Annotated in this window: 14 protein-coding genes, 1 tRNA gene and 1 pseudogene; 11 read left to right on the top strand and 5 right to left on the bottom strand. The window is 69.1% G+C overall.

The genetic code is table 11. From position 1 onward, the window contains the following. Positions 1–114: 114 nt before the first annotated feature. From orn to G5C60_RS44415, 3 genes are all read left to right on the top strand, one after another. Entirely contained in the window at positions 115–717 is a 603-nt protein-coding gene (gene orn, locus G5C60_RS44405) for an oligoribonuclease (protein ID WP_165268849.1), read from the top strand. Between the two features lie 93 nt (positions 718–810). Next, positions 811–883, top strand: a tRNA-His gene (locus G5C60_RS44410). A 180-nt stretch (positions 884–1,063) separates the two neighbouring features. Then, on the top strand, positions 1,064–1,987 hold the full coding sequence (locus G5C60_RS44415) for an LLM class flavin-dependent oxidoreductase (RefSeq protein WP_165268852.1): 924 nt from the start codon (positions 1,064–1,066) through the stop codon (positions 1,985–1,987). Positions 1,988–2,461: 474 nt separating this feature from the next. Here the strand turns inward: G5C60_RS44415 and G5C60_RS44420 are convergent, their stop codons facing one another. Continuing rightward, a complete protein-coding gene (locus tag G5C60_RS44420; protein WP_165268854.1) occupies positions 2,462–3,517 on the bottom strand; it encodes a LacI family DNA-binding transcriptional regulator in 1,056 nt (351 codons plus the stop codon). Between the two features lie 397 nt (positions 3,518–3,914). Here G5C60_RS44420 and G5C60_RS44425 point away from each other — a divergent pair, with 397 nt between their 5' ends. The 4 genes from G5C60_RS44425 (at position 3,915) to G5C60_RS44440 (ending at position 8,745) form a co-directional block, all read left to right on the top strand. Continuing rightward, positions 3,915–5,240: an ABC transporter substrate-binding protein gene (locus tag G5C60_RS44425; RefSeq protein ID WP_165268856.1), complete on the top strand. Its 1,326-nt coding sequence runs from the start codon at positions 3,915–3,917 to the stop codon at positions 5,238–5,240. 5 nt (positions 5,241–5,245) lie between these two features. Further along, the gene (locus G5C60_RS44430; protein ID WP_165268870.1) at positions 5,246–6,259 is read left to right on the top strand and encodes a carbohydrate ABC transporter permease; all 1,014 of its coding nucleotides are present in this window, start codon (positions 5,246–5,248) and stop codon (positions 6,257–6,259) included. Between the two features lie 12 nt (positions 6,260–6,271). After that, positions 6,272–7,171 (top strand): ABC transporter permease subunit, encoded by a 900-nt coding sequence (locus G5C60_RS44435; protein WP_165268858.1) that lies wholly within the window; start codon positions 6,272–6,274, stop codon positions 7,169–7,171. Between the two features lie 155 nt (positions 7,172–7,326). Beyond that, positions 7,327–8,745 (top strand): GH1 family beta-glucosidase, encoded by a 1,419-nt coding sequence (locus tag G5C60_RS44440; RefSeq protein ID WP_165268860.1) that lies wholly within the window; start codon positions 7,327–7,329, stop codon positions 8,743–8,745. Between the two features lie 135 nt (positions 8,746–8,880). Here the strand turns inward: G5C60_RS44440 and G5C60_RS44445 are convergent, their stop codons facing one another. From G5C60_RS44445 to G5C60_RS44460, 4 genes are all read right to left on the bottom strand, one after another. Further along, positions 8,881–9,291 carry a DUF7144 family membrane protein gene (locus G5C60_RS44445; protein WP_165268862.1) on the bottom strand — a complete coding sequence of 137 codons (411 nt, stop codon included), beginning with the start codon at positions 9,289–9,291 and terminating at the stop codon, positions 8,881–8,883. 73 nt (positions 9,292–9,364) lie between these two features. Then, complete coding sequence (locus G5C60_RS44450; protein ID WP_165268864.1) at positions 9,365–9,997, bottom strand: GAP family protein; 633 nt, start codon at positions 9,995–9,997, stop codon at positions 9,365–9,367. 9 nt (positions 9,998–10,006) lie between these two features. Next, a complete protein-coding gene (locus G5C60_RS44455; protein WP_165268866.1) occupies positions 10,007–10,270 on the bottom strand; it encodes an SHOCT domain-containing protein in 264 nt (87 codons plus the stop codon). A gap of 30 nt (positions 10,271–10,300) precedes the next feature. Beyond that, complete coding sequence (locus tag G5C60_RS44460; protein ID WP_338146104.1) at positions 10,301–10,762, bottom strand: DUF6325 family protein; 462 nt, start codon at positions 10,760–10,762, stop codon at positions 10,301–10,303. A 120-nt stretch (positions 10,763–10,882) separates the two neighbouring features. Here G5C60_RS44460 and G5C60_RS44465 point away from each other — a divergent pair. The 4 genes and pseudogenes from G5C60_RS44465 to G5C60_RS44480 form a co-directional block, all read left to right on the top strand. Then, positions 10,883–11,118 (top strand): annotated as a pseudogene (locus G5C60_RS44465) (cation:proton antiporter); the annotation flags it as partial. A 131-nt stretch (positions 11,119–11,249) separates the two neighbouring features. Next, on the top strand, positions 11,250–11,528 hold the full coding sequence (locus G5C60_RS44470; protein WP_241267516.1) for a hypothetical protein: 279 nt from the start codon (positions 11,250–11,252) through the stop codon (positions 11,526–11,528). Positions 11,529–11,697: 169 nt separating this feature from the next. Continuing rightward, positions 11,698–12,996, top strand: coding sequence for a hypothetical protein (locus G5C60_RS44475; protein ID WP_241267517.1), 1,299 nt, complete (start codon positions 11,698–11,700; stop codon positions 12,994–12,996). Between the two features lie 85 nt (positions 12,997–13,081). Beyond that, positions 13,082–13,504 (top strand): SHOCT domain-containing protein, encoded by a 423-nt coding sequence (locus tag G5C60_RS44480; protein ID WP_165268876.1) that lies wholly within the window; start codon positions 13,082–13,084, stop codon positions 13,502–13,504. Positions 13,505–13,575 lie beyond the last annotated feature (71 nt).

Raw genomic sequence — 13,575 nt, forward strand, 5'->3', positions numbered from 1 at the left:
GCGGGGTGGGGTGCGGCGCCGCCGGTCGGCGCTCGCGCTCCGCGGGCGGGGCCCGGGCACCTGACCTGGCCCCGTGCCTGCCCGAGGGTGACAACGGGCCGTAGTGTGAGACATATGAACGATCGCATGGTGTGGATCGACTGCGAGATGACCGGCCTCTCGCTGTCCGACGACGCGCTCATCGAGGTGGCCGCGCTGGTCACCGACTCTGAGCTGAACGTGCTCGGCGAAGGGGTGGACATCGTGGTCCGCCCGCCCGACACGGCACTGGAGACCATGCCGGAGGTGGTGCGCGCCATGCACACCGCCTCCGGCCTGCTCTCCGAACTGGCCGCCGGTACGACGCTCGCGGATGCCGAGGAGCAGGTCCTGACGTACGTACGGGAGCACGTCAAGGAGCCGGGCAAGGCCCCGCTGTGCGGTAACTCGGTGGGCACGGACCGCGGTTTCCTGCTGCGCGACATGCCGACCCTGGAGGAGTACCTCCACTACCGGATCGTCGACGTCTCCTCCGTCAAGGAGCTGGCCCGCCGCTGGTACCCCCGGGCGTACTTCAACAGCCCGGAGAAGAACGGCAATCACCGTGCCCTGGCGGACATCCGCGAATCCATCGCCGAACTCCGCTACTACCGCGAGGCGATCTTCGTCCCCCTGCCGGGCCCAGACTCGGACACGGCCCGCACGATCGCGGCGAAGCACGTCCTGCCTGCGCAGTAGGGCACCTGTAAACGCTGGCGCGAGCACCCCTTCGGACCCTGTACACTTTTTCTCGGCCGGTCGGTAAGTCCACGCGGATAACCGCCGGTCATGGTGGGTGTAGCTCAGCTGGTAGAGCACCTGGTTGTGGTCCAGGATGTCGCGGGTTCAAGTCCCGTCACTCACCCTGATTCGATCAAGGGTCGACCTGTGGAAACGGGTCGGCCCTTGATTCTTTTGAACGACACCGCGCGCCTTCGGGCAATACCGCGCGTCCGATCCGTTCAAGACCCTGCCCGGTCTCCTTGAGTAGCGTCCTGGCTGTCGGAAGTCCGAAAGGCCTGTGCGCGGAAGGGACGGGGTCAGCGTGAAGATCGGAATCGGTCTGCCGGTCGCTGTTCCCAGGCGGCCGGCCCGGGAGGTCGGGCAGTGGGCCCAGGACGCGGAGCGGCTCGGCTTTCACTCCCTGGGGTCGATCGACCGCCTGGTGTACGACATCCTCGATCCGCTGGTCTGCCTCGGGGTCGCGGCCGCGGTCACCGAGCGCGTCCAGTTGTTCAGCAGCATCCTGAACGTCGGCTGGCGGCGCAATCCGGTCCTGTTCGCCAAGCAGCTCGCCACGGTCGACCTGCTCTCCGGGGGCCGGCTGACCGCGGGTCTCGGCATCGGCGGCTGGCCGGACGACTTCGCGGCCAGCGGGGTACGGGCGAAGGGCCACGGCAAGCTCTTCGATGACACCCTCGTCGAGATGCGCCGGGTCTGGGACGGGGAGGTCAAGGGTGTCTCCGGCCCCACTCCGCTGCCCGGTGCCGACCGGCCGAGGCTGTTCATCGGCGGTCTCGTCCAGCCGGGCTATGCCCGTGCGGCCCGCTTCGGCGAAGGCTGGGTGGCACCGGTGTCGGGCCGGGAGTTCCTGGAGAACGGCATACGGGGCGTCACCGAGGAATGGGCCAGGGCCGGCCGTCCCGGGCGGCCCCAGATCCTCGTACCGCGCTATTTCTGCTGCGGCCCGGACGCGGCGGACCTCACGTCCGCGTACGTGGGGCACTACTACGGCTCCGAGGAGTCGCCGTACTACGAGTCGGTCCGCGTCGACTGCCTCGACTCGGACGAGCGCCTGCGCGAGGAGCTGATCGCCTTGTCCCGCGCGGGAGTTGACGACCTGGTCCTGTATCCGGCCGACAGCTCCCTGGACCAGGTGCGCCTGCTGGCCGAGGCCCTGGAACGGTCCGGCGCCCGGCGCACACCCACCTTCGAGTTCACGACGACGCCCCCGGCCCACAGGCCCTGAGCCACGGCCCAAGGCCCACGCCTCGACCCACGGCCCACGCCCTCGCCCCACGGCCACGGCCCACGCCCACGGCCACGGCTACGGCCACGGCCACGGCCACGGCCCACGGTCCCTGCTCGTCGTTCACGGCCTCGGCCTCCGGGCCCGGTCCCGGCCCATGACTCCCGGCCCCGGCCCCCGGCCCGCGACTCAGGGCCCATGGGCCCACGCCCTCGGCCCACGACTCAGGGCCCATGGGCCCACGCCCTCGGCCCACGACTCAGGGCCCGTGAGCTCACCGGCTCACGCCCACGGCCCATGGGCCCACGGCCCCGGCCCACGGCCAGGGCTCAAGGCCCACCCCCACGCCCACGACTCAGGGCCCACGGTCACTGCTGATCGCTCACGGCCCCGCCCACGGGCCCGGCCCACGACTCCCGGCCACGGCCCACGACTCAGAGCCCGTGGGCCCACGGCCCCGGCCCCGGCCCCGGCTCACGAAGAGGCGCGGGCCACCAGCTCCGTAGGAAGCACCACCTGTCGCCGCTCCAGCCCCCGCGAAACCGCCGGACGGCTGTCCGCTATCTCCTCCAGCAGGAGGTCGAGCATCGCGCGGCCCATCTCCTGGATCGGCTGGCGGACGCTGGTCAGGGGCGGGTCCATGTGGCGGGCGATGGCGGAGTCGTCGTACCCGACGAGGGCCACGTCGTCGGGTATACGGCGGCCGACCTCGCGCAGCACCTGGCGGGCGCCGGCCGCCATCACGTCGGAGCCGGCGAAGACCGCGTCCAACGAGGGGCAGCGGGCGAGCAGTTCCGTCATCGCGCGGCGGCCGCCCTCCTCCGTGAAGTCGCCGGCGACGATGAGGCGTTCGTCGACCTTGTGGCCCGCCTCGCGGAGCCCCTCGCGGTAGCCGTCGACGCGGCGCTGGGCACCGTACACGTCGAGGCGGCCCGCGAGGTGGGCTATGGTGCGCCGGCCCTGGGACAGCAGGTGCTGCACGGCGAAACGGCCGCCGCCGAAGTTGTCCGAGTCGACGGAGGGCAGCGTCTCGTCCGCTGATCTGCGGCCGCTGATCACGGCCGGGATCTCCAGCTGGGACAGCAGATCCGGAAGCGGGTCGTCCGCGTGGACCGAGACCAGCAGGACGCCGTCCACCCGGTGCGCCGCCAGGTACTGGGCCAGCCGGCGCCGCTCCCGGTCACTGCCCGCGAATATCAGCAGGAGCTGCATCTCCGTTTCCGACAGGGCCGTGCCCACGCCCTTGAGGATGTCCGAGAAGTACGGTTCCGCGAAGAAGCGGGTCTCGGGCTCGGGGACGACGAGGGCGATCGCGTCGGTGCGGTTGGCGGCGAGGGCGCGGGCCGCCGTGTTCGGGACGTAACCGAGTTCCGCGACCGCCGCCTCGACGGCCGCGCGCGTGGCGTCGCTGACCCGCGGTGATCCGTTGATCACGCGAGAGACCGTGCCGCGGCCCACGCCGGCTCGCGCGGCGACCTCCTCGAGGGTCGGCCGCCTGCCGCTGCGGCCCCGCGCTCCGTGGACTGCCATGCCCCGCCTCCCGTCCGACACGGCTCACACCGCGTGTGGCCTGGAATCTAACAGCCTTGATCCGGGTGAGGTCCCGGCGCCCGGTCCGGTCCGGGGCTGCCGGAGCCCACCCCGAACCCGCCCAACAGCCACTCGCCGCCGGGCACTTGTCCCCGAACTCCGATCACTGTCGGACGTTAGCTAACAGCCCGATAACTGAAGACACATCTCTGGGTCCACTCCCTTGACACCCCCGCGTCGGTCGACGAACCTTCAACACATCACCTGTGGGAGCGCTCCCACAGTACCTGACACATACACATCCCGCACGTTCCCCGCCCGAGCCGCAGCATGAAACAACGGGCCCAACAACGCAGTTGGCCGGGGGGTCGGCACGTCAGGGCAACAGGAGGACGACATGCGAGCACGTACCCGTTTCGCCCGCCGGACGGTGGTCCTCGGGGCCGTCACCGCGCTGGGCGCCGGGCTGCTGGCCGGCTGTGCCGACGACGGCGGCGACGACGGCGACTCGAACTCGTCGGGCGGCGGCAGTGGCAAGACCACGATCACACTGGGTCTCTTCGGCACCCAGGGCTTCAAAGAGGCCGGCCTCTACAAGGAGTACGAGAAGCTCAACCCGAATATCAAGATCGCCGAGACCGTCATCGAGCGGAACGAGAACTACTACCCGCCGCTCATCAACCACCTCACCACCAACAGCGGCCTCCAGGACATCCAGGCCGTCGAGGTCGGCAACATCGCCGAGATCGCGCAGACCCAGGCGTCGAAGCTGATGGACATGTCCAAGGTGGAGGGCGTCGAGGAGAGCAACTGGCTGGACTGGAAGTGGAAGCAGGCCCAGACCAAGGACGGCCAGGTGGTCGGGCTCGGCACCGACATCGGCCCGCTGGGCATCTGCTACCGCACCGACCTGTTCAAGGCGGCCGGTCTGCCCACCGACCGCGAGGAAGTGAGCAAGCTGTGGGCGGGCAGCTGGGACGAGTTCCTCAAGGTGGGCGGGGACTACAAGAAGAAGGCCCCGGAGGGCACCACCTTCCTTGACTCGCCCGGCGGTCTGCTCAACGCCGTCCTCAGCAGTGAGTCCGAGAAGTTCTACGATGCCTCCGGCGAGGTCATCTACAAGACGAACCCGGCCGTCAAGGCGGGCTTCGACCTGACCGCGCAGGCCGCCGAGGACGGGCTGGTCGGCAAGCAGACGCAGTTCCAGCCCGGCTGGGACACGACGATCGCCAACAGCAAGTTCGCCGCGGTCTCCTGCCCGCCGTGGATGCTCGGCTACCTCAAGGGCAAGTCGAAGCCGGAGTCCGCGGGCAAGTGGGACGTGGCCACGGCGCCCAAGGCCGGCAACTGGGGCGGCACCTTCCTGTCCGTGCCCAAGTCGGGCAAGAACACGAAGGAGGCGGCGAAGCTGGTCGCCTGGCTGACCGCGCCCGAGCAGCAGGCGAAGCTCTTCGACGTGCAGGGCAGCTTCCCGAGCTCCCCGGCCGCGTACGACCTGCCCCTGGTGAAGAACGCGAAGAACGACATGACCGGTGAGACGCCGATCGGCACGATCTTCGCCGCCGCGGCCAAGGAGATCCCGGCCCAGGTCATCGGCCCGAAGGACCAGATCATCCAGCAGGGTCTGACCGACAACGGCGTCATCCTCGTGACGAAGGGCCAGTCGGGCGAGGAAGCCTGGAAGACGGCCACCAAGACCATCGACAACAACTTGGAGAAGTGACCGGTATGCCCGCCCGGCACGACACCGCCGTGCCCCCCTCGAAGGAGGGGGGCGCGGCCCCGGCCCGTCCGCCCGCCGACAAGGTGCCCGACGCGGACAAGCGCCGCCGGGACCGACTCTCCCGCCGATGGCAGCGTGACATCCGCTGGAGTCCGTACGCGTTCGTCTCGCCCTTCTTTCTGCTCTTCGCCGCCTTCGGGCTCTTCCCGCTGCTCTACACGGCGTGGGCGTCCCTGCACACGGTGGAGCTGACGGCGCCGACGGACATGGAGTGGGCGGGGCTGCGCAACTACACGCGCATCTTCGACGACGAGTTCTTCTGGAACGCGGCGCAGAACACCCTGACCATCGGCATCATCTCGACGGTCCCCCAGCTGCTGATGGCGATGGGCCTGGCCCACATCCTCAACTACAAGCTGCGCGCCTCGAACTTCTACCGGGTCGCGATGCTCGCGCCGTACGCGACGTCGATCGCCGCGGCCTCCCTCGTCTTCGTTCTGCTCTTCGGCCGCGACTACGGCATGATCAACTGGGCGCTGAACCTCGTCGGCATCGACAACGTCGACTGGCAGAACGACAAGTGGCCCTCACAGTTCGCCGTCTCGACGATCGTCATCTGGCGCTGGACCGGCTACAACGCGCTGATCTACCTGGCCGCGATGCAGGCCATCCCGCAGGACCTGTACGAGTCCGCGGCCCTCGACGGTGCCTCGCGCTGGCGGCAGTTCATCCATGTGACGCTGCCCTCGCTGCGCCCGACGATCCTGTTCACCGTGGTCGTCTCGACCATCGGTGCGACCCAGCTCTTCGGTGAGCCGCTGCTGTTCGACCCGAACAAGGGGGCGTCCGGCGGTCCCGAGCACGAGTTCCAGACGCTCGGGCTCTATCTGTACGAGCAGGGCTGGGTCAACCTGCACCTGGGCCGGGCCTCCGCCATCGCCTGGGCGATGTTCCTGATCCTCATCGTGATCGGAATCGTCAACTACGTCATCTCGCGCCGGCTGCGCGCCAGTAGTTAAGGAGAACCGGCCGTGACGACGACACTGACGAAACCGCCCGCCCCCGAGGACGCGCCCCCCAAGCGGCGTTCCATGGCCAAGCGGGCCGGCGGGCACCTGCACGCCGGACCGATCGCGTACATCATCCTTGCCCTGTTCACCATCGGCTCGCTGTTCCCACTGGTGTGGACGGCGATCGCCGCCTCGCGCGACAACCAGCGGCTCGCGGAGACCCCGCCGCCGTTCTGGTTCGGCGGCGGCCTGTTCGACAAGCTCGAACTCGCCTGGGAAAACGCCAACATGAGCGAGGCGTTGATCAACACCACGCTGGTGGCCGGAACGTCGGCGGTCACCATCGTGTTCCTGTCCACGATCGCCGGGTTCGCCTTCGCCAAGCTGCGCTTCAGAGGGCGCGGCGCGCTGATGCTGCTCGTGATCGGCACGATGATGGTGCCGCCGCAGCTCATGATCATCCCGCTGTACATGATGGTCGCCGAGCTCGGCTGGACCGACCAGCTCCAGTCCGTGATCCTGCCGTCGCTGGTGAACGCCTTCGGGGTGTTCTTCATGCGGCAGTACCTGATCCAGGCGCTGCCCGACGAGATCATCGAGGCGGCCCGCGTCGACGGCGCGAGCAGCTGGCGCGTGATCTGGCACGTCGTGTTCCCGACGGCCCGGCCCGCGATGGCCGTGCTCGGCATGCTGATGTTCGTGCAGGCCTGGAACGACTTCCTGTGGCCGTTCCTCGTCCTCACGCAGAACGGCAGCCCGACCGTACAGGTCGCGGTCGCGGGCCTCGGCCGGGGTTTCACCCCCGACCAGTCCCTGATCATGGCGGGCGCGCTGCTCGGCACCCTGCCGCTGCTGATCGTCTTCGCCATCTTCGGCAAGCAGATCGTCGGCGGCATCATGCAGGGCGCCGTCAAGGGTTGATCAACAGGTCGGCTGTCCGCTGGGCGGCTGGTCCCCCGGGCGGCTCGTCCGCCGGGCGGCCGGACCGCCCAGGGGGCCGGGTCATCGCCGCCCCGGCCCCGTTTCCCCCTTCCTTTCCTTCCCCCTTTTCTTCCCCTCCTTATGGGAGCGCTTCCATGCCTGAGCCAGTGACCTTTCCGCCCGCCTTCCTCTGGGGGGCCGCTACCTCCGCGTACCAGATCGAGGGGGCGGTGCGGGAGGACGGCCGTACGCCCTCGATCTGGGACACCTTCAGCCACACCCCGGGCAAGACGGCCGGTGGCGAGCACGGCGACATCGCGGTCGACCACTACCACCGCTACCGCGACGACGTGGCCCTCATGGCGGAGCTCGGCCTCACCGCGTACCGCTTCTCGGTGTCCTGGCCGCGGGTGCAGCCGACGGGCCGCGGCCCCGCGGTCCAGCGCGGTCTGGACTTCTACCGCCGCCTGGTGGACGAGCTGCTCGCGCACGGCATCAAGCCGGCCGTCACGCTCTACCACTGGGACCTGCCGCAGGATCTGGAGGACGCGGGCGGCTGGCCGGAGCGCGACACGGCGCTGCGCTTCGCGGAGTACGCGCAGATCGTCGGCGAGGCGCTCGGCGACCGCGTCGAGCAGTGGATCACCCTCAACGAGCCGTGGTGCAGCGCCTTTCTGGGGTACGGATCCGGGGTGCACGCTCCGGGCCGTACGGACCAGGTGGCGTCCCTGAGGGCGGCCCATCACCTGAACTTGGCGCATGGGCTGGGTACTTCGGCCCTGCGCGCCGCGATGCCCGCCCGGAACACGGTCGCGGTGAGCCTCAACTCATCGGTCATCAGGACGGTTTCGGACGATCCCGCGGATGTGGCGGCGGCTCGGCGGATCGACGACCTGGCGAACGGCGTCTTCCACGGTCCGATGCTGAACGGCGTGTACCCGGAGACGTTGTTCGAGGCGACGTCGTCGGTCACGGACTGGTCGTACGTCCTCGACGGCGACCTTCAACTCATCAACCAGCCCCTGGACGCGCTGGGCCTCAACTACTACACGCCGTCGCTGGTTTCGGCCTCGGAGTCCGCACCGTCCGGCCCGCGCGCCGACGGCCACGGCAACAGTTCGTACTCACCCTGGCCTGGTGCGGACGACGTGATGTTCCACCAGACCCCGGGCGATCGCACGGAGATGGGCTGGACGATCGACCCGACCGGCCTCCACGAACTGATCATGCGCTACGCGAGCCTGGCCCCCGGCCTGCCCCTGTACGTCACGGAGAACGGCGCGGCCTACGACGACAAGCCGGACCCGGAGGGCCGCGTCCACGACCCCGAGCGGATCGCCTATCTCCACGGCCACCTCTCGGCGGTCCGCCGCGCGATCGCCGACGGCGCGGACGTCCGCGGCTACTACCTCTGGTCCCTGATGGACAACTTCGAGTGGGCTTACGGCTACGGCAAGCGCTTCGGCGCGGTGTACGTGGACTACTCGACCCTGGCCCGTACGCCCAAGTCGAGCGCCCTCTGGTACGGACAGGCGGCTCGCTCGGGCGAACTGCCTCCGGTGACCACCGAATAGCCACTGTGTAGGGGGAAATGGGGGGATGGGGCGCGGCGCCTGAGGGGGGTGCCGCGCCCCGCTGCTCACTGCTGCCGCGCTGCCGTGCTGCCGGGCTGCCGTGCCACGAACTCCACCCACGCAGCACGAGCGTGCTCAGCCCTCACGCGGCTGCACGACACACAGCGCCCAGATGATGAAGCCGTAGACCGCGATCAGGACGACCGACCAGACCGGGTAGTACGGCAGGGTCAGGAAGCTGGAGATCAGGAGCAGTCCCGCCAGCACGACCCCGACGACGCGGGCCCAGGTCCGGGCCTGGAACAGGCTGGCGCCGACCACGACGGCCAGGACACCGAGGCTCAGATGGATCCATCCCCAGCCGGTCGTGTCGAACTTGAACACGTAGTCCGGGGTGTTGACGATGATGTCGTCCTCGGCGATGGCCATCACGCCGCGGAGCACATCGAGAATGCCTCCGATGACCAGCATGACCGCGCCGAATGCCACGAGGCCTCCGGCGAAAGCGGCGGTTCGTTGCGGACGTTGGTAGGTCGCCTGAGCCATGACGTCTCCTTGGTCACTTGCATGGGGTGTCACTTGCGCATGGGGTGTCACTTGCTTGTGGATCGTGTGCGGGTCACACGAGGATCAGGACGATGAAGATCACGCACGCGATGATGTTCACCAGCCAGCTGTGCGTGTTCATCCAGTCGCGGACCTTCGGCATGACGGCCTCGGCATGCCCGGCGAACAACAGACGCACGAGCAGCGGAAGCGCCGCGACGAGGAGCGTCAGCGCGATGAACGGCAGTGCCGCGGCGAAGGAGTCTCCGCCCTGCTCCAGATGGACACCGACGGTCAGCATGATCATGATGTCGGACGGCATCAGGAGGATGACCAGCAGACCGACCTTGAACGCCTTGCCGGGGTCCGCTCCCATCAGGGTGCCGAGCCACTTCGGCGGCTCTGTGCTTTCGCGCTTGATCCAGTTCTTGAGCGCGGCGATGGCCAGGAGCGCGACGAGGACGTACTGGATGATCCGGCCGGCGGAACCGCCGTCGGACGAGTCGCCGAAATCGACGGCGGTGCCGAGAGCGGCAGCGATGCCCACCATGACGGCCACGCCCACCGTGGTGGCGATCACCACGCCGGCCAGGAACCCCAGGGACACTCGGACCGCTTTGGGCGCCGTCACGAAGATGATGGCCGACATGATCTGAGGCCCGACCATCATGGTGATGGCGAGAGGGAGGATCTTCAGACCGTCCACGGCTGGTGGTCACCCGCTGAGGATCCGGCGTTTCTGGTCCTCGAACTCCGTTTCCGTCAGCACGCCCTGTCTTTTCAGTTCGCCCAGCTGCTTCAGCAGTGCGATCTTGTCTTCCGTGCCCGCGGATGCGGACGGAGGCTGCTGGGTCGCAGCCCGCTGTGCGTCCTGCCCGGCCCAGCGGCCCGCCTGGCGCCGGGACACGCGGTTCGACACCGCGGTCGCCGTGCCGGCGACGGCGGCGGTGCGGGCGACCCCGCGAAGGAGACCTGGCATGGTCGGCACCTCCTGTGCTCCGGGCGCTGGTCACGGCCGGGTGGCCGCGGCCTCCACCGAGTCGAGGGCCGCGACGAGGTCGGGCCCGGGAATCCTCCCGGCGGCCACCAGGCGAGCGCCGCTGCGCCGCATGGCATGGGCGAGCGGTGCGGCCCAGAGGTTCTCGTACATCACGACGGCGGCCGTACTGCCGGGGCCGATCACCGTTCCTGCCTCTTCGACGTCGTCCTGACCCAGCAGCCCCGAGGGAGCGCCTTCGAACACCGCGAGCTCGGGGTTGTCGTCCCGGGTGAGATGCGACAGTTCGACCGCCGCGACGGAACCGTCGGGGTCCTTGCGGACGAAGAGAAGGTCGAGGATGCGGATCACGCCCCGGTCGACCAGGTCGACAAGGAACGGAAGGGCTTCGCCGGTGGGGCTGCTGCCCGGGTATTCGACCACCAGATAGTCGATGGGGCCCACGTCGTCGAAGTCGTTGCTCTGGTCACTCACGGCAACTCCCTCACATCGGGAGACGATGGTGATCCCCTCAATCAGGAAACCACCCGACCGGTGGATCCGCATGTGCACCGACAGGCCGGGGGCTTCCCACCGGGTGACCATGGGGCGACCGCGGCGACCGTGACGCTCTACGGCCTGACCGCGGTACCCGTCGCCCGCCGCCTGGGCGCCGCCCGTCCGGCCCGCGCCCGCCCCCTCCTGGTCGGCGGCGACCCGTGGGCGGTCGGTCTCGGGCGCGCCCTGCGATCGGCGGGCCTCGACGTGCTGATGTGGGCGGGCTCCGAGGCACAGGCGGGCGGATCCGGGAAGCCGGACTGGAACTGGCGCCCGGAGAACTGCCGGCGGCGGGCGACATCGCCGTCGTGCTCGGCCCCACGCCACTTGCTGATGCGCCATCCGTGCCTCCTGGATATGGTTGACAAATAGGTCAAACTAGCCAAAACGCATCGCCGACGGTTCGTGGTCGACGATGGAACGGATGGCAACCATGACCCCATCGACTGTCACCTCACAGACGGCAAGTGGGGCGGCTGAACGCGCTGTTACCCACAACACCGTGGCGTTCGACCTGTTCGGCACGCGTGTGGAACTGCTCCCTCCCGAACAGCTCGCCTTCCTCACCGGCGTTGGCCTACTGGCCGCTCTGGAGCTCCTCGAATGGCCGGTGGCGCTGGTCCTGGCGGTCGGCCACCAGCTCGCCCACAGCCATCACGGCCGGGTACTGCGCGAGTTCGGCGAAGCACTGGAAGAAGCTTGAGGCCGCCTCCCCCGCCCACGGCAGATGCCCCGTAATGCCGACCCGTACCGCTGCCCCTGCCCTGCCTGCACTCAGCTGAGTGCAGTCCGTCAAGGGGAGACCCATGGATTCCTCCGGTGGTTCGTCATCCGCTTCCGAAGGCCCTGACCGTCCGGTCGCCGGCCCTCCGTTGAACGCGGCAGAACGGGACGAGTACGAACGGCTGCGCAAGGCGGCGTCCGTTCGTCACCGGGGTCCGCGCTATGCGGCCGCCTCCGTACTGATGCTGCTGGCCTTCCTCTTGGCGCCGTCGGCCGTGGTCGCGGCCTGGGTGGACTCCGAGGTCTCCGACACCGACCGGTACGTCCAGACCGTCGCCCCGATCGCCAAGGAGCCCTCCGTCCAGAGCACCGTGACCGACCGGCTCACCAAGCGCGTGGTCGACACCATCGATGTCGCCGCCATCACCTCGGCCACCGCCAAGGCGCTGAAGCAGCAAGGGGCGCCACCTCAGGTGGTCCAGGGCGCCGAGGCCCTGACCGGCCCGCTGACGAGCGCGCTCAACTCGGCTGTCCACGACATCGTGCACAAGGTGGTGGCCAGCGACCAGTTCGCCGAAGTGTGGGACGAAGCCAACCGGCGGGCCCACGCCGCCGTGGTCGAGGTCCTCACCGGCGACGACAGCAGTGCCATCCAGGCCGGCGACGACTCCGTCGACCTGAACCTCGGTACCGTCATCGACGACGTCAAGCAGACGCTGGTGGGCGCGGGTTTCGATCAGGCCGCGAAGATCCCCGACGTCGACAAGACGATCCACCTGTTCCAGACCGACAAGCTGAACGAGGCCCAGGACGCCATGCGTCTGCTGGACATCATCGGCACCTGGCTCCCCGTCGTGGTCCTGGTCCTGGCGGCACTCGCCGTCTGGAGCGCACCCGCGCATCGCGTCGCCCTGATGGCCACGGCCATCGGCGTCGGGGTCATGATGATCGCGCTGCTCATCGGCCTTGCCGTGATGCGCCAGGTCTATCTGGACTCCGTCCCCACGACCGCTCTGCCGCAGGGCACGGCAGCCGAAATCTACGACACCTTCATCCGCTTCCTGAGGAACAGCACGCGTACGGTCCTGGTCATCGCGGTGATCACCGCGTTGGCCGCCTATCTGTACGGGCCGGGACGCGGTGCCCGGTGGGTCAGATCGGCGGCGGCGGGCGGAACAGGGGCCACCGGCCGGGCCATGGCGCGCCACGGTCTGAGCACCGGCGCGGCCGGCCGCTGGCTGGACACACACAGCAAGTGGACCACCGGCATCGCCATCGCCGGAGGCGCACTCGCCCTGATGCTGTGGAACTACCCCACCCCCGGGGCCGTGGCATTCGTCCTCGGCATCGTCGTCCTCGTGCTGGCTCTCCTCGGAATCCTCGCCACGGCTTCCGGCACACCCGAGCACCCGGCCGCCGGGGCTCGACCAGTCACCCGCCCCGGCTGAGGCCGTCCGTCGCGCACCGGGGCTCTCAACGTGCGACCTCAACGCGCAACCTCGAACGACACCAACAGGAGAAGCAATGGACACCATGGACACCAATGTGAACCTGGCGTACGACTACCCGGTGCTGGGGGCCTTCTGGACGGTCATGTGGATCTTCCTGTGGGTCATGTGGATCTTCCTGCTGTTCCGCGTCATCGTCGACATCTTCCGCGACGACTCCCTGAACGGATGGGCCAAGACGGGATGGCTGGTCTTCACGATCGTCCTTCCGTTCCTGGGCGTCTTCGTCTACGTCGTCGCCCGCGGCAAGGGCATGGGCCGACGTGAACAGGCGCACGTCCAGGCCCACCTGGAGATGACGGACCGGTACGTCCGCGAGACCGTCGGCGCCACCGCCCCGGCCGGCGAGGTGGAGCAACTCGCCAGGCTCTCGGAGATCCGGGCCCGGGGCGACATCTCCGACGAGGAGTTCCGCCGGGCCAAGGAGAAGGTCCTCCTCCTCCACTGAAGTCCTCCACGGAGGGGGTGCCTCCTTGTCCAGCAACGTGTCGAAGTCGCCGGCGTCGGCCCGCGCCGCGA

This window comes from Streptomyces scabichelini (assembly GCF_011045015.1).
Lineage (GTDB): Bacteria > Actinomycetota > Actinomycetes > Streptomycetales > Streptomycetaceae > Streptomyces > Streptomyces scabichelini.